Below are 21,749 nucleotides of genomic sequence, written 5' to 3' on the forward strand. Positions count from 1 at the left end.
GCGGAGCGCGGCGGAGACGTCCCCCGATCGGATCAGGCGATCGTAGGACCGGTACCCCCGGACGGGCGCGTGGCGGCCCGTCCGGAGTGAGGCTGAGAGACGGAGACTGTTCCGCGGAAGCGGGGTCAGGCCTCGAAAGGGCGCGCGGGCCACGGAGCCTCGGCCGGGCGCAGCGCGTCGAGTCCGTCGCCCTGCCGCGCGGCGAGGAGCGAGAGGGCGCCCACGACCAGGCAGTTGTTGTGCAGATCACCGGCGAGCACACCACGGACGAGCTCGTCGAGGGGGACGCGGGCCAGCTCCATGTCGGCCTCCTCGTCCTCGACCTCGAACCGCTCGCCCTCCGCCGCGGAGAGGTCACGGGCCAGGAAGATCCGGACGGCTTCGTCGCAGCCGCCGGGCGTGGTGTAGACGTCGGTCAGCACATGCCAGGTCTCCGCCTTGACATGCGCCTCCTCGTAGAGCTCGCGCTGGGCGGCGTGCAGCGGATTCTCGCCGGGGATGTCGAGCAGGCCCGCCGGGATCTCCCACAGCTTGTGGCGCACGGGGTGGCGGTACTGGCGCAGGACCAGGACACGGTCCTCCTCGTCGAGTGCGAGGACCGCCACGGAGCCCGGGTGGACCTGGTAGTCGCGGCGCACGACCGCTCCGCCGGGCATGACCACGTCGTCGGTGCGCACCGAGGTCTTGTTGCCCTTGAAGGGGGTCTCGGTCGCCCGGACCTCCCACTCCTCGGGGGTGTCCTTGATCGTCATGGCCTGTCCTCCCACACGCGCAAAAAGAAACCGGTCCGGTGACGGAACCGGGGCACGCGCCCGGCGGGAAAACCCGCGGACACGCACCCCGATCACCGTACAGCCCTGGTGTTACTTGCCCGTCTTGCGCTCCACCGCGGCCTTGACCAGGCCCGCGAAGAGCGGGTGCGGCCGGGTCGGACGGGAGCGCAGCTCGGGGTGCGCCTGGGTCGCGACCAGGTACGGGTGGACGTCGCGCGGGTACTCGACGTACTCGACGAGCTTGCCGTCCGGGGAGGTGCCGGAGAACTGCAGACCGGCCTTCTTCTCCAGCTCGGCGCGGTAGGCGTTGTTCACCTCGTAGCGGTGCCGGTGGCGCTCCTCGACGTACTCCTTGCCGTCGTACACCTCGCGCACGATCGAACCGTCGGCGAGCTTGGCCGGGTACATGCCCAGGCGCATGGTGCCGCCCATGTCGCCCTCGCCCGCCACGATGTCGAGCTGCTCGGCCATCGTGGAGATGACCGGGTGGCCGGTGCCGGAGTCGAACTCGGTGGAGTTGGCGTCGGGGATGTCCGCCAGGTTCCGCGCGGCCTCGATCACGATGCACTGCAGGCCGAGGCAGAGGCCGAGCAGCGGGATCCGGTTCTCGCGGGCGTACTGGATCGCACCGACCTTGCCGGACACACCGCGGTCGCCGAAGCCGCCGGGGATACAGATCGCGTCGACGTCGCCGAGCTGCTTGGCCGCGCCCGCGGGGGTCTTGCAGTCGTCCGACGCGACCCACTTGATCTTGACGCGGGCCTTGTTGGCGAACCCGCCGGCGCGCAGCGCCTCGGTGACCGAGAGGTAGGCGTCGGGCAGGTCGATGTACTTGCCGACGAGCGCCATGGTGATCTCGTGGACCGGGTTGTGGACGCGGTCGAGCAGGTCCTCCCAGGTCCTCCAGTCCACGTCGCGGAAGGGCAGGTCCAGCTTGCGGACGACGTAGGCGTCCAGGCCCTCGGTGTGCAGGACCTTCGGGATGTCGTAGATCGACGGGGCGTCGATCGCCGCGACCACGGCGGCCTCGTCGACGTCGCACATCAGCGAGATCTTGCGCTTGATGGCGACGGGCACCTCGCGGTCGGCCCGCAGCACGATCGCGTCCGGCTGGATACCGATGTTGCGGAGCGCCGCCACCGAGTGCTGCGTCGGCTTGGTCTTCAGCTCGCCGGACGGGCCGATGTACGGGAGGAGCGAGATGTGCACGACGAACACGTTGTCGCGGCCGACCTCGTGACGGACCTGGCGGACCGTCTCCAGGAAGGGCAGGGACTCGATGTCGCCGACGGTGCCGCCGACCTCGGTGATGACGACGTCGACGTCGTCGGCCGCCATACGGCGGATGCGGTGCTTGATCTCGTTGGTGATGTGCGGGATGACCTGCACGGTGTCACCGAGGTACTCGCCGCGCCGCTCCTTGGCGATGACGGTGGAGTACACCTGTCCGGTGGTCACATTGGCCGAGCCGTCCAGGTCCACGTCGAGGAAACGCTCGTAGTGACCGATGTCCAGGTCCGTCTCGGCGCCGTCGTTGGTGACGAACACCTCGCCGTGCTGGAACGGGTTCATGGTGCCCGGGTCGACGTTCAGGTACGGGTCGAGCTTCTGCATCGTGACCCGCAGACCGCGGGCCTTGAGCAGCGCGCCCAGGCTGGAGGCGGTCAGCCCCTTCCCGAGAGAGGAGGCGACACCCCCGGTGACGAAGATGTGCTTGGTCGTCGTGGCTGTGCTGTTTCGAAAAGCACTGGGCGGCATGGCCAAGAGGGGGCTCCCGTGGTCGCGGTCTGGGGTGCGTGCCGGCGTGGGTTCCGGAGAAATTTCCGGAGGTGCCGTCGCTGCGGTTCGGGGGTTTCTTGCCCACCGGTCCACGGGCTACCAGGGTATCAGCGACAGAACGAGACCGCTTCCGGCCACGCTCCGCGCATACCTGGGCACACACCTCGCACACCGCTCACTCGATCGGCTCAGCCGGGTTGCACGGAGCGGCACGCGGATCTTCCAGGTGCGTCGTATCCTGCTCGGACACTCGCTGCCGAGGCTGTCCGGCGCACGGCACCATCCCGTCCGTACCCCGGAACAAAGAGGGCTTGTCAGTTCGTTTCGAGACGAGATTCGCATCGCCCATCGCACCGACAACTGACGTTTCGCAGCGACGCACGACCGACGTCCCCACCATCGACGTTCCGCAGTTACCGACCTTCCCCATTGCCTACTGTTCCGCAGTACCTACGTTCCCTTTGACCGCAAGAGCGACCGCCCCGCGAAGGGGCGACGTGGCCGTTCGACTGGAGATGCACGTGGCCGGGCGCATCGAGGACTACGCACTCATCGGAGACATGCAGACAGCCGCGCTGGTCTGCCGGGACGGCACAGTCGACTGGCTGTGCCTGCCCCGCTTCGACTCCCATGCCGTCTTCGCAGGACTGCTCGGCACGGAGGAACACGGATTCTGGCGGCTCGGACCCGCGCACGCGGCCGACGCCGAACCACCCACGGCGGCGCGCCGCCGGTACCGCGGCGACTCCCTGATTCTCGAATCCGAGTGGGACACCCCGCGCGGCACGGTCCGGGTGATCGATTTCATGCCGCCGCGTGACGGCGCCCCGCAGCTGATCCGGATCGTCGAGGGCGTCACGGGCCGGGTGCCGATGCGCTCCGCGCTGCGGATGCGTTTCTCGTACGGCCGTGTGGTGCCCTGGGTGCACAAGCACGAGGGGCGCACGGTCGCGGTCGCCGGACCGGACTCTGTGTGGTTCGACACGGCCTGCGAGACGTACGGCAAGGCGCTGACGACATACGCCGACTTCACGGTGGCGCCGGGTGACCGGATCGCCTTCACGATCTCGTGGGAGCCCTCGCACAAGCAGCCGCCCGCGCTGCCCGAGCCGGAGCAGTCCCTGGAGGCGACGGAGGAGTTCTGGCGCGACTGGGTCGACCAGTGCACGTACCACGGCCCCTACCGCGAGGCCGTCGTCCGCTCCCTGATCACGCTGAAGGCCCTGACGTACGCGCCCACGGGCGGCATCGTCGCCGCGCCCACCACCTCCCTCCCGGAGGAGATCGGCGGCGTCCGCAACTGGGACTACCGCTACACATGGCTGCGCGACGCGGCCATCACCCTCTCCTCGCTGCTGCGCACCGGCTACCGCGAGGAGGCCCGCGCCTGGCGCGAATGGCTGCTGCGCGCGGTCGCGGGCGACCCGGAGAACCTCCAGATCATGTACGGCATCGCGGGGGAACGGGAGTTGGGCGAGGCCGAGCTCGACTGGCTCCCCGGGTACGAGGGTTCGGCGCCGGTCCGCGTCGGGAACGGCGCCGCGCACCAGCTCCAGCTCGACGTCTACGGCGAGGTCACCGAGGCCCTGCACCTGGCTCACATGACGGGCCTGTCCCGCAACGACTACGCCTCGCTGCTCCAGTTGAAGCTGATCCGCTACCTGGAGGACCACTGGGACCAGCCGGACGAGGGAATCTGGGAAGTCCGGGGCCCGCGGCGGCACTTCGTGCACTCCAAGGTGATGGCCTGGGTCGCCGTCGACCGCACCATCAAGCTCATCGAGTCCGGGGACGCGGACGGCCCGCTGGAGAAGTGGCGCGAACTGCGCGACGACATCCACCGGGACGTGTGCGAGAAGGGCTACGACAAGGAACGGAACACGTTCACGCAGTCGTACGGCTCGAAGGAACTCGACGCCTCCCTGCTCCTCATCCCGCAGATGGGCTTCCTGCCGCCGGACGACAAGCGCGTGATCGGCACCATCGAGGCGATCCAGCGCGAGCTGTCCACCCCGGACGGCTTCATCCTGCGCTACCCGACCGCCGGCGAGGACGCGGGCGTGGACGGCCTGGAGGGCGACGAGGGCGCGTTCCTCGCCTGCTCGTTCTGGATGGCCGACGACCTCGCGATGATCGGGCGGGTCGACGAGGCCCGCAAGCTCTTCGAACGGCTGCTGGCCCTCCGCAACGACCTCGGGCTGCTGGCCGAGGAGTGGGACCCGGTTCTCCAGCGCCAGGTCGGGAACTTCCCGCAGGCCTTCAGCCACGTTCCGCTGATCGACACGGCCCTGCGGCTGACGGCGAGCGGGGCGTACGGCGGCTGAGCCCGCCCGGATCGGGCGCGCCGGGGCGGACTCGTCCCGGCGCGCCCCATCCGTCGCGCCCGCCTAGCCTGGAAGGAGTCCTGTCCCCTCATGGAAGGGGGCGGCTGCCATGGCTCCCCTTTCGAAGGCGGGCGTGGCACTCGCCGCGCTCCGCGCCGATCTGTCCGGTGACGTGGTCACCCCCGACGATCCGGGGTACGACGAAGCCCGGACGATCTTCAACGCGATGATCGACCGGCGACCCGCCGTGATCGTGCTGTGCGAGGGCGAAGCAGACGTGACGCGTGCGGTGCGATTCGCACGGGAGCTGGATCTGCCGATCGCGGTACGCGGCGGCGGCCACAGCGTCTCCGGGATGTCACTCAACGACGGCGGTCTGGTCATCGACCTCAGCCGGATGCACGCTGTCACGGTCCACCCCGGTTCCGAGACGGTACGGGTCGAGGGCGGAGCCGTCATGAGCCATCTCGACCGGGCCGCCCAGCCGTACGGCCTCGCGACCACCGGCGGCCGTGTCTCGACGACCGGCGTCGGCGGCTTCGTCCTCGGTGGCGGCACCGGCTGGCTGGACCGGTCGTTCGGCCTCGCCGCCGACAATCTGCTCGGCGTCGAGCTGGTGATCGCCGACGGCTCGCCGGTGCGCGCCACCGACCAGGAGAACCCGGAGCTGTTCTGGGCCCTGCACGGCGGCGGCGGGAACTTCGGCGTCGCCACCGCGCTGACCCTCAAGCTGCACCCGCTGCCCGAGTTCTCGATCGCCATGATGATGTACCAGCCGGGCACCGGCCCCGACGTGGTCCGCATCTACCGCGAGATCATCGAGAACGGGCCGCCGGAGGCGAGCGGCGGCATCATCTATCTGACCGGCCCGCCCGAGGAGTTCATGCCCGAGCACCTGGTCGGCAAGCGCCTGTGCGGCGCCCTCGTCGCGTACGCGGGCGGCGAGGACGACCTGCGCAAGGTCGCCCAGCCGCTGCTGGCACTGCCGCACGAGGTCGAGATCGTCACCGCCCTGCCCTACCCCGACTTCCAGTGCATGCTCGACGACCCGCCCGGCATGCGGAACTACTGGTCGGCGGAGTACCTGACCGGCGCGCCCGACGACTTCGTGGACGTGTTCTGCGCCCTCGGCGACGCCATGCCCGTCCCCACGGGCAACCAGCACGTGCTGTTCCCGCAGGGCGGCGCGATCGCCGCCGGACCGTCCCGGTTCCCGGTCCCCTACCGGGACGCGCCCTGGGCCGTGCACCCCTTCGGCATCTGGGAGGACCCCGCCGACGACGCACGGTGCGTCGAGTGGGTCAGGAAGGTCCGCGCCGATGTCCAGCCGTGGAGCACCGGCGCGGTCTACCTCAACTTCATCGGGGACGAGGGCACGGACCGCGTGGTGGCCGGCCTCGGCACCGGGAACCTCCGGCGGCTGGCCGCGGTGAAGGCCGAGTACGACCCGGACAACGTCTTCCGCTTCAACCACAACATCGCCCCGGCAGCGGCCGCCTGACCGCGCCGCTCCCCGGCCCGCGCAGCCCGCGACCGCCCCCGTCACCCGCCGGAGATGCCTCCGGAACCCGTCCACGGGTAGCGTCCGCTGCATGGACAGCCGTTACGACACCCAAGGCGCCGGAATCACCGTGCAGCGGGCCCTTGAGCTGCCCGGGCTGCGCAGCGGGCTTCCGGAGATCATCGCGGGGGCCGACCGGCTGCACCGGACCGTGCGCTGGGTGCACGCGGGCGAGGTACCGAACATCGCTTCACTGCTCAAGGGCGGCGAACTGCTGCTGACCACGGGTTACGGTCTCGGCACCCGCCCGGCCGAACAGCGCGCGTTCGTCCGCACCCTCGCCGAGCGCGGTATCGCGGCGCTAGTCGTGGAGCTCGGCCCACGCTTCGCCCGGCTGCCCGCCGCGCTCGTGGAGACGGCACGGTCCACCGGTCTGCCGCTGGTCCAGCTGCACCGCGAGGTGCCCTTCGTGACCGTCACGGAGGAGATCCACACCGAGATCGTCAACGGCCACTACGCACTGCTCCAGCAGGCCGAGGAGGTGCACCGGCACTGCACCGAGGCCCTCCTCGGCGGCGGCGGAGTCCCTCAGGTCCTGCGCATCCTCGCCGACTTCAGCGGCAACCCGGTCTTCCTGGAGACGGCCGACGGGCAGCTCCTGTACGCCGCCGGGGCCGGCTCCGCGGGCGCCGACCCGCTGCAGGTCTGGGAGGGGCTGCGCGGCCAGCACAAGGAGGAGCCGCCCGCCGGGACCACCCTGGTGGACGTGCCCGGGGGCGGCCCGGGCACCGGTTCCGTGCGGGCCCGGCTGGTTCTGCTGCCGGTGGGCGCCCCGGTCGCCCCGGTGCACCGGATCGCCGCCGAGCGGGCCGCCGGCATCCTGGCCGTCGTACTGATGCAGGCCCGCCAGGAGGAGGAGCTGGCCGCGCGTGGGCGCGGCGACTTCCTCACCGACCTCGCCGAGGGCCGTATCGAGGCCGAGGACGCGCCCGCGCAGGCCCGTGTGCTCGGCTTCAAGCCCGGCGCCGGCCCGCTTCTGCCGGTCGTGATGCGACTCGCCGACGGCCTCGCCCCCGGCGGCGGCTGGGCGGTCCTGGCCCGCGCGGTCGCCGAGGAGCTGGCCTCGGTGGGTGTTCCGGTCCTGCTGGGTGTACGCCCCGTCGAAGGGCGGGTCCCGCTGCTGCTCGGCCTGCGCTCGGAGTCGGAACGGGGGGCCGTCGCGGACCGCGTCGCGGCGGCACTGCGCGCCGGTGTGGAGCGGGCGGGCATGCAGCGGCCCGGGGCACAGCCGCCGGTGGTGGTGGTCGGGGTCGCGGGCGGCTGGGCTGCCGCGTCGGCGGGACTTCGGCACGCGGCGGAGACGGCGACGGCGGCGCAGGGCCTGCCGGACCACCCCTGGTACGACGCCCGCCGCCTGGACATCGACCTGCTCCTGTGGCGGCTGCGCGAGCACCCCGACCTGGCCGCCTTCGTGGACCGAGCGATCGGCCCGCTCCGCGATCACGACAACCGCTCCAAGCCGCCGCTGCTTCCCACCCTGCAGACGTACTTGGCGCACGCGGGCCGCAAGGCGGAGACCGCCCGCGAGCTGCATCTCAACCGGCAGACCCTCTACAACCGCCTCGCCAGGATCGGCGAGTTGCTGGGCATGGACCTGGACGACCCGCAGACGGTACTGGCGTTGAGCCTGGCACTGCGGGCACGCAGGCATGTTCCCTAGCCTGCGGCTTGTTCTCCGGTCAGCCCAGCGGCCGGGGCTGGGTCAACTCGTCGTAGACACTCAGCACTTGGGCGACCGTCTCGTCCTCGGTCGGCCAAGTGGCGGCCTGCCGGATGCCTTTGTCCCGCAGGACCTCCTGACGTGCCGGATCCGCGAGCAGACGGACGACGGCGTCCCCGAGCGCTTTCGCGTTCCCGTACGGGACGAGTTCGGCCGCGTCGCCGACCATTTCGGGGATGCCCCCGACCGCGGTGGCGACGAGCGGCACGCGCGCGTGGAGGGCCTCCTGCACCAGCACCGAGCGGGACTCCCATCTGCTCGGCAGCAGCGCGAGGTCGGCGGCGGCGAGCAGCTCCGTGATGTCGTCACGCCGCCCGATGAGCCGGACCGGCAGTTCCTCGTCCTCGATCCGGCGCTGGAGAACGGAGCGCAGCGGCCCCTCCCCCGCGATGACCAGCAGCGGCATGGGATCGAGGCGGCACCACGCGCGCGCGGCGTCGAGCAGAGTGTGGTAGCCGCGGTGCCTGTCGAGCGAGCCGACCGCCATGAGCAACGGACGGTCGGTCGAACCGAGTTCGGCCCGCGCCTTGTGCCGGAACCGGTCGGGTTCGGCGGACTCGACGGGCCGGCGCGGCGTGGGAAGCGCGACGGCGGCCAGCCGCGCGTCCCGTGCTCCCCTGCTGCGGGCCCGGTCCACCAGGTCGGACGAGGTCCCGAGCACCACGGCGGCGGCTCTGGCGACCCGCCGCTCGAGGAGCCGCAGGACATGGGCCCGCGCGCCGTCGGCCTCCGAACGGGTGTGCCAGGTGACGACGAGCGGAACGCGCCGCCCGCTGAGTGCCAGGGTCGCCCGCAGCGCCGCGTGCAGCCCGTGCGCGTGCACGAGATCGGCTTCCGCGCAGGCCGCCCGCAGCGCGGACACGGAGGCGGGGTCGCTGCCGCGGGGCACGGGAACGTGGTGCGCGCCCACCCCGGTGAACCCGTACAAGCGATCCGCCTCGGTGGGCGAGCAGACGGTGACCCGCACCCCCCGGGCGACCAGACCCGAGGCCAGCGACCGCACATGCGCGCTGCTGCCCGCGCTTCCGCCGCCGAGCACCTGCACGGTGCGCAGCGGCAACTGGCCGTGCGGTGAGTGGCTGCTCACGTGGCTCACGTGGCCGGGGCTCCTGGTTCGGCGTCGGACGGTCGCGAAGGAACGTACAGAAGGATCGGGCTGCGGGGATGTACCGGACGTCGTGCACCGCGTACTACGCCAAGGATGCCAGGCCGCACGGACGTTCCGGCACCGCCATCGCGACGAGGGCACGTCAGACGGGGCAACTCGGCGACGACGGTCACCCGCACGAGTGAGGAATAGGCCATTCTGGGGAGGTCCCGAACCACAACAAACCCCACCCGGTGCACCCCTGACCCCCCGTACATCGCGAGCCACCTCACCACCCAAGAGCCACCCGCCCACCCCGAGCCGCTCCAGCCGCCAAGAGGTGACCGCGCATCGCGGGCCACCCCGACCCCCAAGAACCACCCGCCCCGCACGAGCCACCCTCACATCGCGAGCCACTCCCGTGGCCATGCGGCGCCCGCACATCGCGAGCCACCCCGGTGCCCGGGAGCCACCCGCTCCACGCAAACGGCCCCGAAACCCAAGAGGCGCCCGCTCATCGCCGGCCCGCCCCGGCGTCAAGGACACACCCGTCCAACGCCGGCAATCCAGGTCCCCGAGGGCCGCCCCGGCATCGCGAGCAACTCCACTCGCCAACAGGCACCTGCCGGGCCGTCCCGGCGTCCATGAGGCATCCGCGCTCCGCGAGGCGCATCCTGCGTCACCCGGCGCGCCCCGGCCGCCTCACTCCCCGGCGCACCCCAACGTCCTCGCCGCTTCGCTGGCCTTCTCCCCGAGGACCATCGCGGCCACCAGCGCCGCCGTGGTGGAAGACGCGCCCCTACGGAGTCCGGAGTCCGTGGGGGACCCACCCCACAAAGTCCGTGGAGGACCACCCCACGGAGTCGTGCAAGGCCCGCCCCACGGAGTGGCGGACCGCCCCCCTACCCGTCGGACCGCGCCGTCGCCAGCAGTTCCTCCGCGTGGGCGCGGGCCGTCTCCGAGTTTTCCTGGCCGGCGAGCATCCGGGACAGCTCGCGAATCCGCTCCTCGCCCTCCAGCACCTTCACGCCGGACCGGGTCACCGACCCGTCGTTCGTCTTCTCGACCAGCAGTTGCCGGTCGGCGAACGCGGCCACCTGCGGCAGATGCGTCACGACGACGACCTGCGCCGTCCTGGCGAGCCGCGCCAGCCGCCGCCCGATCTCGACCGCGGCCTTGCCGCCGACCCCGGCGTCGACCTCGTCGAAGAGATATGTCGGCACGGGATCCGTCCCCGCGAACACGACCTCCACCGCCAGCATCACACGCGAGAGTTCACCGCCCGACGCCCCCTTGGCGATGAGCCGCGGCGGCGCTCCGGGGTGCGGGGCGAGCAGCAGTTCCACCTCGTCGACACCGGCCGGGCCATAGGCCACCGTTCGTCCGCCGACCTCCACGCCTTCCGGGTCGTCGGTCTGCCGGATCTCGAAGGAGACGCGCGCGTGCGGCATGGCGAGCGAGGCCAGCTCCGCGGTCACCGCGGCGGCGAACCGCTCGGCGGCCTCCGTGCGGGCGTCCGTCAACGCCTGGGCGAGCCCGCCCAGTTCCGCGCGCAGCGCGTCCCGCTCGGCGGTCAGCTCGTCGAGCCGGTCGTCGTCGCCGTCGAGCTCGGTGAGCCGCGCGGCGCTCTGCTCGGCCCAGGCCAGCACGGCGTCGATGTCCTGGCCGTACTTCCGGGTCAGCTGCGTGAGGGCGGCCCGGCGCTCCTCGACGGCCGACAGCCGCAGCGGATCGGCGTCGAGGTCGTCGGCGTAGCCCGCGAGTTCCCCGGCCACGTCGCCGAGCAGGATGGCGATCTCCCCGATCCGCCCGGACAGCGTGGCGAGGGCCGAGTCGTGCGCCCGTACGGCCTCCAGCGCCCGGTGAGCGCCCGCGACGAGTGTGGCCGCGTCGATGCCCTCCGGGTCCTCGGGATTGCCCGCCAGCGCGGCGTGCGCGGCCGTGGCGGCCGATGCCAGCGCCTCCGCGTGGCCGAGCCGCTCCGCCTCCGCCGCCAGCTCCACGTCCTCGCCCGCGCGCGGCTCCACCGCCGCGACCTCGTCGAGGCCGAAGCGCAGCATGTCGGCTTCCTGGGCCCGTTCCCGCGCGCGGGTGGTGATCTCGTCCAGCTCGGCCGAGATGGACCGCAGCCTGCGGTGGGCGCCCGCGTACTTGGCGAGCGGCACGGCGACCGCGTCACCCGCGTACCTGTCCAGTGCCTGCCGCTGCCGGGACTGCTTGAGCAGCCCCTGCTGGTCGGTCTGGCCGTGCACCGCGACGAGCTCGTCGGCGAGTTCGGCGAGCACGCCCACCGGCACCGAGCGCCCGCCCAGATGCGCGCGTGAGCGCCCCTCCGCCGAAACGGTACGGCTGATCAACAGCACACCGTCGTCGAGTTCGGCGCCCGCCTCCTCCGCCCGTACGACGGCCGTCCCGCCCGCGGGTACGCTGATCCGCCCCTCCACGACCGCGCTCTTGGCGCCGATCCGTACGAGGGCCGGGTCCGCACGCCCGCCCAGCAGCAGCCCGAGGCTGGTGACCACCATCGTCTTGCCCGCACCGGTCTCACCGGTCACGGCGGTGAAGCCGGGCGACAGCTCGACGACCGCGTCGTCGATGACTCCGAGCGACCGTATCCGCATCTCCTCCAACACGCCCCCGACCATACGAGGTTTTCCCAGCCCCGTGCGACGCCGCCCCCCGCAAAGAGAACCGAGCGTTACCTTCCGGGGGTGGTTTCGTTCGCCGGTGCTCCCTGTGCACGCGGAGGCCGACCGGTCGTCTCGGCCGTGGCGGAGTGAGCCGTGGAGGTCTGATCGGGCGCGTCGGTCACCGCCCGCGCGGGGCGGCCCGGCCCCGGGTGGAACCCGGGGCCGGGCGCATCGCTAGTGCGGCGCCCCGCGCCACCCGGAGACCGGCAGCGCGAACTTGGCGACGAGCCGGTCGGTGAAGGACGCGTGGTGCAGCCGGGCCAGCCGCACGGGCACGGCCCCGCGCCGCACCTCGACCCGCGCGCCGGGCGGCAGCTCCACCGTCCGCCGGCCGTCGCACCACAGCACGCCCGGCGGGATGTGCGGCAGCACCTCCACGGCGAGCACCGAGTCCGGTGAGGTGACCAGCGGCTTGGCGAACAGGGCGTGCGCGCTGATCGGCACCATCAGCAGCGCCTCGACCTCGGGCCAGACAACGGGCCCGCCCGCGGAGAAGGCGTACGCCGTCGACCCGGTCGGGGTCGCGCAGACGATCCCGTCGCAGCCGAATCCGGTGACCGGCCGCCCGTCGATCTCCAGCACCACTTCGAGGAGCTTCTCGGCGGACACCTTCTGCACGGCCGCCTCGTTCAGCGCCCAGTCGGTGTGCACGATGTCGCCGTTGCGGTGCACGACGACATCGACGGTCATGCGTTCCTCGACCTCGTACGCCCTGGTGACGACCCGGTCGACGACCTTGTCCAGGTCGTCGCGCTCGGCCTCGGCGAGGAAGCCGACCCGCCCGAGGTTGACGCCGAGCATCGGCACCCCGGAGGCCCGGGCGAACTCGGCACCGCGCAGCAGCGTGCCGTCACCGCCGAGGACGATGAGCAGCTCGCAGCCGTCGAGGCACTGCGGAGTCGCCTCCTGAACCAGCTCCACCTCGTCCGGCAACGGCAGATCGGCCGCCTCGGCCGCGAGGACCCGTACGCCGATCCCGGAGCGGAGCAGCCCCTCGACGACCAGCTCGGCGCTGCGGATGGCTGCCGGCCGCCCGGTGTGGGCCAGCAGAAAAACAGTACGAGCTCGGGTCTGTGTCAACGCGGCCCCTCCGCCACTGCACGGTCAACGTCGGCCGGGTCGAGTTCGGGTGCCCCGGCACACAGCCACAGAAAGTACTCGACGTTGCCCGACGGTCCGGGCAACGGGCTTGCGGTCACACCCTTCACTCCGAGCCCCAGCTCCTGGGCTCGCCCCGCCACGCCGCGCACGGTCTCTGCGCGCAGCTCCGGGCTGCGCACGACACCACCGCTGCCCAGCCGGTCCTTCCCCACCTCGAACTGCGGCTTGACCATCATCACCAGGTCGGCATCCGGCGCCGTGCACCGCGCGAGGGCGGGCAGCACCAGTCCGAGCGGGATGAAGGACAGATCCCCGACAACAAGGTCCACGGGCTCCCCATCGATCGCCTCCAACGTCAACTCGCGTACGTTCGTACGGTCCTTGACGGTGACGCGTTCATCGCTCTGGAGAGACCAGGCGAGTTGTCCGTAACCGACGTCCACCGCGACGACATGGGCGGCGCCCGCGCGCAGCAGTACGTCGGTGAAGCCTCCGGTGGACGCGCCGGCGTCCAGTGCCCGCCGCCCCTCGACCTTCAGCCCCTCGGGCACGAAGGCGGCGAGGGCTCCGGCGAGTTTGTGCCCACCGCGCGAGACGTAGTCGGGGTCGCTGTCGTCCTTGCCGACCACGATCGCCGCGGCGGTCTCGACCTGCGTGGCGGGCTTGGTCGCGAGGGTCTTGCCCACAGTGACCCTGCCCGCGGCGATCAGCTGTCCGGCGTGCTCGCGTGATCGGGCGAGCTTCCGGCGGACCAGCTCGGCGTCGAGGCGGCGGCGTGCCACTCCTGCCACGTTCGGTTCAGCTCCTAGTGCCGTACGTCGATGGGGGCGCCGGAGGTCCCGGGCGGACGTCGAGCGCGGTGAGCGCGTCGCGCAGCCCCCGGTGCACATCCTCGTACACCTCGACGTGTCCGTCCGTGGCGAGGTGGTCGGCGTCGGCCAGCCGGTCGAGCCGGGTGTCGACGTCGGCGTTGTCCGTGGGGACCCGCGGGACGTTCAGCGGGGCCGGTGCCGCGGGGTCGTACACGGGTTCCGGCTCCGCCTCGGCGGGCGCGCCGGGTTCCGCCGCCGTCACGGCCTGCGGGACCTCTCCCTCGGGAACTGAGTCGCTCATGCCCCGACGCTACCGCGAAGGGCTGCGGTACCGTCGATCACGATGGCGACGATTGAGGAGTGCCGCACCGCACTCGACAAGCTTTCGGACAGCATGGCGAGCGCCGACGGGGACGTACGCACCGCCGCGGCCCTGGACCGCTCACTGAGCTGCCGGATCACCGACCTGGACATCACCTTCATGGGCCGTCTCAAGGACGGCCGGATCGAGGTGCTCGACACGCTCCAGGGCCCGCCCCCCGAAAAGGCCCAGATCCGTCTCACCATGAACGGCGACGACCTGGTGTCGATGGTGAACGGCGAACTGAACTTCGCGAAGGCCTGGGGCTCGGGCCGGGTGAAGCTGGAGGCGGGCCTGCGCGATCTGTTCCGGCTCAGGACCCTTCTGTAGCGGCCGCCGCGGCGCCCACCCGTGCCCTGCGTGCCGCGGGCACCACGAGCGGTGTCCCCGTCTCCGGGTCGTCGATGACCTGGCAGCGCAGCCCGAAGACCTCCTCGACCAGGCCGGCCGTGACGATGTCGCTCGGCGCGCCCTCGGCGATGACCTCGCCGCCGCGCAGGGCGATCAGGTGGGTGGCGTAGCGGGCCGCGTGGTTGAGATCGTGCAGTACGGCGACCAGGGTGCGGCCCTGCGTCTCGTGGAGCTCGGCACACAGGTCGAGGACGTCGATCTGATGCTGGATGTCGAGGTAGGTCGTCGGTTCGTCCAGGAGGAGCAGCGGGGTCTGCTGCGCGAGCGCCATCGCGATCCACACGCGCTGGCGCTGACCGCCCGACAATTCGTCGACATAGCGATCGGCGAGGTCGGCGACACCGGTCGAGGCCATCGACTCCTGCACCACCCGTTCGTCCTCCGCCGACCACTGGCGCAGCAGGCCCTGGTGCGGGTAGCGGCCCCGGCCGACCAGGTCGCCGACCGTGATCCCGTCCGGCGCGATCGACGACTGCGGCAGCAGCCCGAGGGTGCGCGCCACCTTCTTCGCGGGCATCGACTGGATGGCCTGTCCGTCGAGCAGAACGCGCCCCTCGGAGGGCTTCAGCATGCGCGAAAGGGCGCGCAGCAGCGTGGACTTGCCGCAGGCGTTCGGACCGACGATCACCGTGAAGGAGTTGTCGGGAATCTCCACCGACAGCTTCTCCGCGATGACGCGCTGGTCGTAGCCGAGGGTGACGTTGTCGGCGGACAGGCGGTTCACAGTGCTCCTTGGGATGTTCTCGTGCGCCCGGTCGTTCGCACGCGCCGCGTTCTTCGCCCCGCTCGCGGCCGGGTTCGCCCGGCCGCTCATATCCGGCCCGCCTTGCGCTCGGTGACCAGCAGCCACAGCAGATAGACGCCGCCGAGGACTCCGGTCACCACGCCGACGGGCAACTGGTCGGCGCCGAAGGCCCGCTGCGAGGCCCAGTCCGCGACGACGAGCAGGGTCGCGCCCATGCACATCGACGGCACCAGGTTCGGTCCGGGCGACCGGGTGAGCCGCCGGGCCAGCTGGGGTGAGGTGAGCGCCACGAACCCGACCGGTCCCGCGGCGGCCGTGGCACCGGCGGTGAGCAGGACGGCGGCCACCATCAGCAGCAGCCGCGTCCGCTCGACGCGCACTCCGAGGGCGTACGACACGTCGTCGCCCATTTCCATCATCCGCAGCCCGCGCGCGTTGCCGAGGACGAGCGGGACGAGCACGGCGCACATGATGAGCAGCGGCCAGACCTGCGCCCAGTCGCGGCCGTTGAGGGATCCGGTCATCCAGACGACGGCGCGGGTCGCGTCGACGATGTCGGCCTTGGTGAGGAGATAGCCGTTGACCGCCGTGACGATCGCGGAGACACCGATACCGACCAGGACCAGCCGATAGCCGTGCACTCCCCGCTTCCACGCGAGCAGATAGATGGCGAGTCCGGTCACGAGTCCGCCGACGAGCGCGCCGAGGGCGACCTCGTTCGCGCTGCCCGAGAACAGCACGATCATGACGAGGGCGCCGGCCGTGGACCCCTGTCCGAGCCCGAGCACGTCCGGACTGCCCAGCGGATTGCGGGAGATGGACTGGAAGAGAGCTCCGCCCAGTCCGAGCGAGGCCCCCACCAGCAGTCCGACGAGAACACGAGGCAGCCGCAGGTCGTTGACGATGAACTCCTGGCTCGCGCTGCCGTTGCCGGCCAGGGTCTTGAGCACGTCGCCGGCCGGGATCGGGAAGTCTCCGGTGCCGATGAGCACCACGCTCGCGGTGGCCGCGGCCAGCAGCAGCAGTACGACCACGGTGAACGTCCGGACGTCGAGGCGCACGGACAGCCCGCCGCCCGTGCGGACGGCCCGCAGGCGCCGCGTGGGAAGGGTGCGGCCACGGGGCGCGCGGACACTTCGGATACGTGGGGTCGTCACAGCTGCGCCGTCCTCCGTCGCCGTACGAGAAAGATGAAGACCGGACCGCCGAGGACCGCGGTGACGATGCCGACCTGAACCTCCGCAGGCCTGGCGACCATCCGCCCGAGAACATCGGCGCCGAGGAGCAGCACGGGCGACAGGACGGTGGCGTACGGAAGGATCCACCGCAGGTCGGGCCCGGTGAAGGACCGCACCACGTGCGGGACCATCAGCCCGACGAACACGATCGGTCCGCAGGCGGCGGTCGCGGCCCCGCACAGCACGGTCGCGGCGGCCATGGACAGCGCTCGGGTGCGATTCAGGTTGGCGCCGAGCGCGCGGGCGGTGTCGTCGCCCATGGCCACCGCGTTCAGCGGCCGGGCGAGTGCCAGCGCGAGAAGGGTGCCGACGGCCAGGAAGGGGGCCACCTGCTCGATCGTCGAGTCGGTCGCCGAGGCCAGCGAACCGACCGTCCAGAAGCGCATCTTGCCCAGCGCCGCGTCATCCATGATCATCACGGCCTGCAGATAGCCGTAGAGCGCGGCGCTGATGGCGGTTCCGGCCAGCGCGAGCCGCACCGGCGTCGCGCCCCGGCTGCCGCCCAGGAACCAGACCAGCGCGCCGACCGCGGCCGCCCCGACGAAGGCGAACCAGACGTAGCCGCTCAGCGATGTGACACCGAAGTAGGTGATCGCGGTGACGACCGCGGCGGACGCGCCCGCGTTGATCCCGAGCAGGCCGGGGTCGGCCAGCGGATTGCGGGTGAGCGCCTGGAGGACGGCGCCGGACAGCCCGAGCGCGGCGCCGACGAGCAGCCCGAGGACGGTGCGGGAGATCCGGTCACCGACCACGACGTCGGAGTACGTCCCCGAGTCGTGGAACAGGCCGTGCCACACCTGGTCCAGGGGCAGCGCTTTCGCCCCGATCGCGATACTCGCCACCGCGACGAGCAGCAGGACACCCACGGAGACGAGGAGCCCGAGGGCCCGTATCGTCCGGCGGTTCGGGGGCGCGGGGGCGGTTTCCGCGCGCTGTTCAGGAGGACTGTCGACCAACACGAGGTTAGGTTAGCCTAGCCTCGCATTTGCCATCGATGCGCCCTGCACACTCAGCCCGCCACCGATGCCCAGGTCAGCCCCACAGCTGACCGACATCCGCACCGCTCGAGACCAACGGCCAGGCCCGTGTCCGCGGTTGAGCCGTTCACGGACCGTCAACCCCTCGGCGCCGCCGGAGCCCGGGCCGCCGGAGCCCGGGCCGCCGGAGCCTGCGCCGCCGGAGCCTGCGGACACGCCCTAGAGCCCCAGCCGCGCCAGCGCCTTCCCCCCGTCCAGCTCACAGCTGCCCTCTCCCGCGGCCGTCCAGGCCGCCGCACACAGGGCCCGCAGACCGTCGAGAGCCTCGCCGTCGCCCGCCAGCTCAAGCTCCTCGTTCCCCGCTGTCGCCGTAAAGCCGCCGCAGCGGAAGCCCTCGCCCGCCTCGACGACCTCGGGCTGCCCGGTGAGCATTCCGCGCAGATCGGCGTCGACATACGTCGGCCGGTGCTGCGGGGGCGCCGCAAGCAGCTGCGCGCCGTCCGTCACGCCGGTGAGGACGAGCAGCGAGTCCACCTCTCCGTTGAACGCGCCCTCGATGTCGGTGTCCAGCCGGTCACCGACCACCAGCGGACGCTCGGCCCCGGTCCGCAGAACCGTCTCGCGGTGCATCGGGGGCAACGGCTTGCCCGCCACCTGCGGATCGCCGCCTGTGGCGATCCTTACGACCTCCACCGCCGCGCCGTTCCCGGGCGCGATCCCGCGCGCGCCGGGAATCGTCAGATCGGTGTTCGACGCGAACCAGGGCACCCCGCGCGCGATGGCGTAGCACGCCTCCGCGAAGCGCGACCAGGTCAGATCGGGACCGCCGTACCCCTGCACGACCGCCACGGGCTCGTCGTCCGCCGAGTCGACCGGCTCCAGCCCGCGCTCACGCAGCGCGACCCGCAGCCCCTCACCGCCGATGACCAGCACACGCGCCCCCGCGGGCACCTGTTCGCTGATGAGCCGGGCCACGGCCTGCGCCGAGGTGATGACATCCGAGGCCACCGTCGGTATGCCCAGCTCCGTGAGGTGCTCGGCGACCGCGTCCGGAGTGCGCAGCGCGTTGTTGGTGACGTACGCGAGGTGCATTCCGCCCGCGCGCGCCGTCCCGAGGGACTCCACGGCGTACGCGATTGCGTTACCTCCCGCGTACACCACCCCGTCCAGATCCAGCAGCGCGGTGTCGTACGCCTCGCTCAGGGCCTGGCCACTGCCTTCGGGCCGCGTCCTGACGGTCTGGCTCATTGCACATCGCTCCTCGTTCGATCCCTTTGCCCCGATCATCGCGCATGCCACTGACACACTTACGATGCCCCAATGAACTATGCAGGTCCCGAGGAGGAGACACCGGCAAGGAGCGGCCTCGAACTCACCCCGTTCCGAGGCCTGCGCTACGACCCCGACCGGGTCGGCAGCCTCGCCTCAGTGACGTCCCCGCCGTACGACGTCGTCGTGCGGCCCGACGGACTGCTCGAGCTCGAATCGGCCGACCCGCACAACATCGTCCGGCTGATCCTCCCGCAGGACGCCAGCCCCGCCGTGCGCAACCAGCAGGCCGCCGACACCCTGCGCCTCTGGCTGTCCGAGGGCGTCCTGACGACCGATCCCGAGCCGGGTCTGTACGTGTACGAGCAGCGCGACGGCGACCTGCTGCAGCGGGGCGTGATCGGCACCCTGCGCCTGTCCGAGCCGGCCGACGGCGTCGTCCTTCCGCACGAGGACGTGATGCCACACGTCATCGCGGACCGCGCGGCCCTGATGCGCGCCACGTCCGCCAACCTCGAACCCCTGCTGCTGACCTACCGCGGCAACGGCTCCGGGTTCGGCGCGGCCGCCGTCATCGAACGCACCGCCACCCGGACGCCTCTCCTGTCCACCACCACGGAGGACGGCATCAGCCACCGCCTGTGGGCGGTCACGGATCCGGCGGAGCTCACGGAGATCCGGACGGATCTCGGCCGGCACCAGGCCCTGATCGCCGACGGTCATCACCGCTGGGCGACATACCTGCGTCTGAGCGCGGAGCACCCCTCGCCCAGCCCCTGGGACTACGGACTGGTCCTTCTGGTGGACACCGCCCGCTACCCGCTGCGTGTCCGGGCCATCCACCGCCTGCTGCACCGCCTGCCGGTCGCCGAGGCGCTGGCCGCCCTCGGGGACTCGTTCCGTGTGCGCCACCTCGACGTGCCCCTCGCGGAGGCGCTGGAGGCCCTCTCCTCGGCGGCCGCCGAGGGAAACGCCTTCCTCCTCGCCGGCGACGGCTCCTTCCACCTCATCGACCGCCCGTCGCCGGACCTCCTCGCCCGTACGATCCCGGCCGACCGCCCGGAGGCCTGGCGCACGCTGGACGCCACGGTCCTGCACGCGGCGCTCCTCGACCATGTGTGGCTCATCCCGGAGGACTCCCCCGCCCACATCGCGTACATCCACGACACGACCGCCACGGTCGAGAAGGCGGAACGCGACGGAGGCACGGCCGTCCTGATGCACCCGGTCCACGAGGAGGTCGTACGCGATCTCGCCCGCCAGGGCGTCACTATGCCGCGCAAGTCGACGTCCTTCGGGCCGAAACCGGCGTCGGGACTGGTCCTGCGGGCGCTCACCCCCTGAAGCCTCGCGAGCTGCCGAAACGCCACGTGGGCGGCGGGTCACCTTCCGGTGTCCCGCCGCCCACGTGTTCCGCCGCAGTACCCGGCGTCAGCTCTGAGGACGGTGAGGAGCGTCGTCCTCGTCGTCGAGGTCGTCGCCCTCGTCCTCGATGTCGTCGACGTCGTCCGAGATCCCGTCCGTGGTCACGGACTCGATCTCCTCGTCGTCCTCGTCTTCGTCTTCGTCCTGGTGCTCGTCCTCGGCGCGGACCTCGGTCTCGGCCTTGGGGGCGGTCACCTGTCGGTTCTCGTCCTCGTCCTCGACGAGCGCGTCGACGAACTCGACGCCGTCCAACTCGGCGAGCCGGTCGGAGGCATCGGTGCTGCCGTCCTTGTCGGACTCGACGGTCTTGGCGAACCACTCGCGTGCCTCGCCCTCGCGCCCGGCGGCAAGGAGCGCGTCGGCGTAGGCGTACCGCAGTCGCGCGGTCCAGGGCTGGACGGAGTTCGAGGCGAGCTCCGGGCTCTGCAGGGTGACGATGGCGGCTTCCAGCTGATCCATGTCACGCCGGGCACCGGCGGCCACCAGCCGCATCTCGACCTGGCTCGCCTTGTCCAGCTTCTGCACCTCGGGCGCCCCGGCCATCTCCAGCGCCTTCTCGGGCCGGCCGAGACCACGCTCGCAGTCCGCCATGACGGGCCACAGCTCGACACCGCCGGTCATCCGGCGCGCGGCACGGAACTCGGCGAGCGCCTCGCTGTACTTCTGGTTCGCGTACGCGGCGAACCCGGCCGCCTCGCGCACGGCGGCGACACGCGACGCCAGCCGCAGGGCGATCCTCGAGTACGCGTAGGCGCTCTCGGGGTCCTCGTCGATGAGCCGGGCAACCATCACCAGGTTGCGGGAGACCTCCTCGGCGAGACCCTTGGGCAGGCTCTGGAGCTCCTGCCGTACGTCCTTGTCGATCTCCTCGCCCGTGACGTCGTCCGGGATCGGCAGCCGCTTGATCGGCTCACGGTCTCGGTCCCGCTCGTCGCGGAAACGGCTGCCACCGTGCCGGTCGTCGCCACCGCGGTCGTCACGACCACGGAAGCCACCGGGGCGCCCGCCCCTGTCGTCACGGCGGGGTCCACCGCTGCCACGGTCGTCGCGGCCACGGAAGCCACCGCCACCACGGTTGTCGTCACGGCGGAAGGGCGGACGGTCGCCGTCCCTGCGCTCGTCACGGCGGAAGTCGCCACCGGCACGGTTGTCGTCGCGACGGAACCCACCACGGTCGTCGTCACGGCGCGGGCTACTGGGACGGTCGTCACGACGGAACCCACCGCGGTCGTCATCGCGGCGCGGGCTGCTGGGACGGTCGTCACGACGGAACCCACCACGGTCGTCATCGCGGCGCGGGCTGCTGGGGCGGTCGTCACGACGGAACCCACCACGGTCGTCGTCACGGCGCGGGCTGCTGGGACGGTCATCGCGACGGAACCCACCGCCACCGCCACGGTTGTCGTCACGACGGAAGCCGCCGCCGCTGCCGCCGCCACGGTTGTCATCGCGGCGGAAGCCGCCACGGTCACCAGC

Annotated in this window: 17 protein-coding genes and 1 pseudogene; 6 read left to right on the plus strand and 12 right to left on the minus strand. The window is 71.8% G+C overall.

Going from position 1 to position 21,749, the window contains the following annotated elements:
- Positions 1-125: 125 nt before the first annotated feature.
- Together ACWD68_RS35625 and ACWD68_RS35630 are read right to left on the minus strand one after the other, a co-directional pair.
- Entirely contained in the window at positions 126-752 is a 627-nt protein-coding gene (locus ACWD68_RS35625) for an NUDIX domain-containing protein (RefSeq protein ID WP_451810601.1), read from the minus strand.
- Positions 753-863: 111 nt separating this feature from the next.
- Complete coding sequence (locus tag ACWD68_RS35630) at positions 864-2,531, minus strand: CTP synthase (RefSeq protein ID WP_451810602.1); 1,668 nt, start codon at positions 2,529-2,531, stop codon at positions 864-866.
- Positions 2,532-3,067: 536 nt separating this feature from the next.
- Here ACWD68_RS35630 and ACWD68_RS35635 point away from each other — a divergent pair.
- The 3 genes from ACWD68_RS35635 (at position 3,068) to ACWD68_RS35645 (ending at position 8,097) form a co-directional block, all read left to right on the plus strand.
- On the plus strand, positions 3,068-4,876 hold the full coding sequence (locus ACWD68_RS35635) for a glycoside hydrolase family 15 protein (protein WP_451810616.1): 1,809 nt from the start codon (positions 3,068-3,070) through the stop codon (positions 4,874-4,876).
- Positions 4,877-4,985: 109 nt separating this feature from the next.
- On the plus strand, positions 4,986-6,377 hold the full coding sequence (locus ACWD68_RS35640; protein ID WP_451810603.1) for an FAD-binding oxidoreductase: 1,392 nt from the start codon (positions 4,986-4,988) through the stop codon (positions 6,375-6,377).
- 91 nt (positions 6,378-6,468) lie between these two features.
- Positions 6,469-8,097, plus strand: coding sequence for a PucR family transcriptional regulator (locus ACWD68_RS35645; RefSeq protein WP_451810604.1), 1,629 nt, complete (start codon positions 6,469-6,471; stop codon positions 8,095-8,097).
- 19 nt (positions 8,098-8,116) lie between these two features.
- Here ACWD68_RS35645 and ACWD68_RS35650 read toward each other — a convergent pair whose 3' ends face one another.
- From ACWD68_RS35650 to ACWD68_RS35670, 5 genes are all read right to left on the minus strand, one after another.
- Entirely contained in the window at positions 8,117-9,253 is a 1,137-nt protein-coding gene (locus ACWD68_RS35650; RefSeq protein WP_451810605.1) for a glycosyltransferase family 4 protein, read from the minus strand.
- Between the two features lie 893 nt (positions 9,254-10,146).
- Positions 10,147-11,889 (minus strand): DNA repair protein RecN, encoded by a 1,743-nt coding sequence (recN, locus tag ACWD68_RS35655; protein WP_451810606.1) that lies wholly within the window; start codon positions 11,887-11,889, stop codon positions 10,147-10,149.
- A 219-nt stretch (positions 11,890-12,108) separates the two neighbouring features.
- Positions 12,109-13,014, minus strand: coding sequence for an NAD kinase (locus ACWD68_RS35660; RefSeq protein ID WP_451810607.1), 906 nt, complete (start codon positions 13,012-13,014; stop codon positions 12,109-12,111).
- Positions 13,011-13,826, minus strand: coding sequence for a TlyA family RNA methyltransferase (locus ACWD68_RS35665; RefSeq protein WP_451810608.1), 816 nt, complete (start codon positions 13,824-13,826; stop codon positions 13,011-13,013). Before ACWD68_RS35665 ends, ACWD68_RS35660 begins: the two co-directional genes overlap by 4 nt.
- A gap of 7 nt (positions 13,827-13,833) precedes the next feature.
- Positions 13,834-14,148: a hypothetical protein gene (locus ACWD68_RS35670; RefSeq protein ID WP_451810609.1), complete on the minus strand. Its 315-nt coding sequence runs from the start codon at positions 14,146-14,148 to the stop codon at positions 13,834-13,836.
- A gap of 42 nt (positions 14,149-14,190) precedes the next feature.
- On the opposite strand from ACWD68_RS35670, the gene ACWD68_RS35675 reads away from it, so the two are divergent.
- Entirely contained in the window at positions 14,191-14,538 is a 348-nt protein-coding gene (locus ACWD68_RS35675) for an SCP2 sterol-binding domain-containing protein (protein ID WP_451810610.1), read from the plus strand.
- Here ACWD68_RS35675 and ACWD68_RS35680 read toward each other — a convergent pair.
- From ACWD68_RS35680 to ACWD68_RS35695, 4 genes are all read right to left on the minus strand, one after another.
- Positions 14,522-15,433, minus strand: a complete 912-nt coding sequence (locus ACWD68_RS35680; RefSeq protein ID WP_451810611.1) for an ABC transporter ATP-binding protein — start codon at positions 15,431-15,433, stop codon at positions 14,522-14,524. The two genes, ACWD68_RS35675 and ACWD68_RS35680, sit on opposite strands and share 17 nt — an antisense overlap.
- Positions 15,430-16,506: a FecCD family ABC transporter permease gene (locus ACWD68_RS35685; RefSeq protein ID WP_451810617.1), complete on the minus strand. Its 1,077-nt coding sequence runs from the start codon at positions 16,504-16,506 to the stop codon at positions 15,430-15,432. The genes ACWD68_RS35680 and ACWD68_RS35685 overlap by 4 nt, the downstream gene beginning before the upstream one ends.
- An 11-nt stretch (positions 16,507-16,517) precedes the next feature.
- Positions 16,518-17,561 carry a FecCD family ABC transporter permease gene (locus ACWD68_RS35690; protein ID WP_451810612.1) on the minus strand — a complete coding sequence of 348 codons (1,044 nt, stop codon included), beginning with the start codon at positions 17,559-17,561 and terminating at the stop codon, positions 16,518-16,520.
- A 237-nt stretch (positions 17,562-17,798) separates the two neighbouring features.
- Positions 17,799-18,827 (minus strand): HAD hydrolase-like protein, encoded by a 1,029-nt coding sequence (locus tag ACWD68_RS35695; protein ID WP_451810613.1) that lies wholly within the window; start codon positions 18,825-18,827, stop codon positions 17,799-17,801.
- A 72-nt stretch (positions 18,828-18,899) separates the two neighbouring features.
- On the opposite strand from ACWD68_RS35695, the gene ACWD68_RS35700 reads away from it, so the two are divergent.
- Positions 18,900-20,192, plus strand: a complete 1,293-nt coding sequence (locus ACWD68_RS35700) for a DUF1015 domain-containing protein (protein ID WP_451810614.1) — start codon at positions 18,900-18,902, stop codon at positions 20,190-20,192.
- A gap of 87 nt (positions 20,193-20,279) precedes the next feature.
- Here ACWD68_RS35700 and ACWD68_RS35705 read toward each other — a convergent pair whose 3' ends face one another.
- Positions 20,280-21,179: a hypothetical protein gene (locus ACWD68_RS35705; RefSeq protein ID WP_451810618.1), complete on the minus strand. Its 900-nt coding sequence runs from the start codon at positions 21,177-21,179 to the stop codon at positions 20,280-20,282.
- Here ACWD68_RS35705 and ACWD68_RS35710 point away from each other — a divergent pair.
- Positions 21,108-21,749, plus strand: a pseudogene (locus ACWD68_RS35710) (hypothetical protein); the annotation flags it as partial. The gene ACWD68_RS35705 and the pseudogene ACWD68_RS35710 overlap by 72 nt on opposite strands.

This window comes from Streptomyces sp. NPDC005141 (genome assembly GCF_053599975.1).

Coding starts and splice junctions, on each gene's coding strand:
- ACWD68_RS35675 (WP_451810610.1), top strand. CDS start 14,191: ATGGCGACGATTGAGGAGTGCCGCACCGCACTCGACAAGCTTTCGGAC.
- ACWD68_RS35700 (WP_451810614.1), top strand. CDS start 18,900: ATGAACTATGCAGGTCCCGAGGAGGAGACACCGGCAAGGAGCGGCCTC.
- ACWD68_RS35670 (WP_451810609.1), bottom strand. CDS start 14,148: ATGAGCGACTCAGTTCCCGAGGGAGAGGTCCCGCAGGCCGTGACGGCG.
- ACWD68_RS35640 (WP_451810603.1), top strand. CDS start 4,986: ATGGCTCCCCTTTCGAAGGCGGGCGTGGCACTCGCCGCGCTCCGCGCC.
- ACWD68_RS35635 (WP_451810616.1), top strand. CDS start 3,068: ATGCACGTGGCCGGGCGCATCGAGGACTACGCACTCATCGGAGACATG.
- recN (WP_451810606.1), bottom strand. CDS start 11,889: ATGGTCGGGGGCGTGTTGGAGGAGATGCGGATACGGTCGCTCGGAGTC.
- ACWD68_RS35645 (WP_451810604.1), top strand. CDS start 6,469: ATGGACAGCCGTTACGACACCCAAGGCGCCGGAATCACCGTGCAGCGG.
- ACWD68_RS35695 (WP_451810613.1), bottom strand. CDS start 18,827: ATGAGCCAGACCGTCAGGACGCGGCCCGAAGGCAGTGGCCAGGCCCTG.
- ACWD68_RS35625 (WP_451810601.1), bottom strand. CDS start 752: ATGACGATCAAGGACACCCCCGAGGAGTGGGAGGTCCGGGCGACCGAG.
- ACWD68_RS35680 (WP_451810611.1), bottom strand. CDS start 15,433: ATGAGCGGCCGGGCGAACCCGGCCGCGAGCGGGGCGAAGAACGCGGCG.
- ACWD68_RS35630 (WP_451810602.1), bottom strand. CDS start 2,531: ATGCCGCCCAGTGCTTTTCGAAACAGCACAGCCACGACGACCAAGCAC.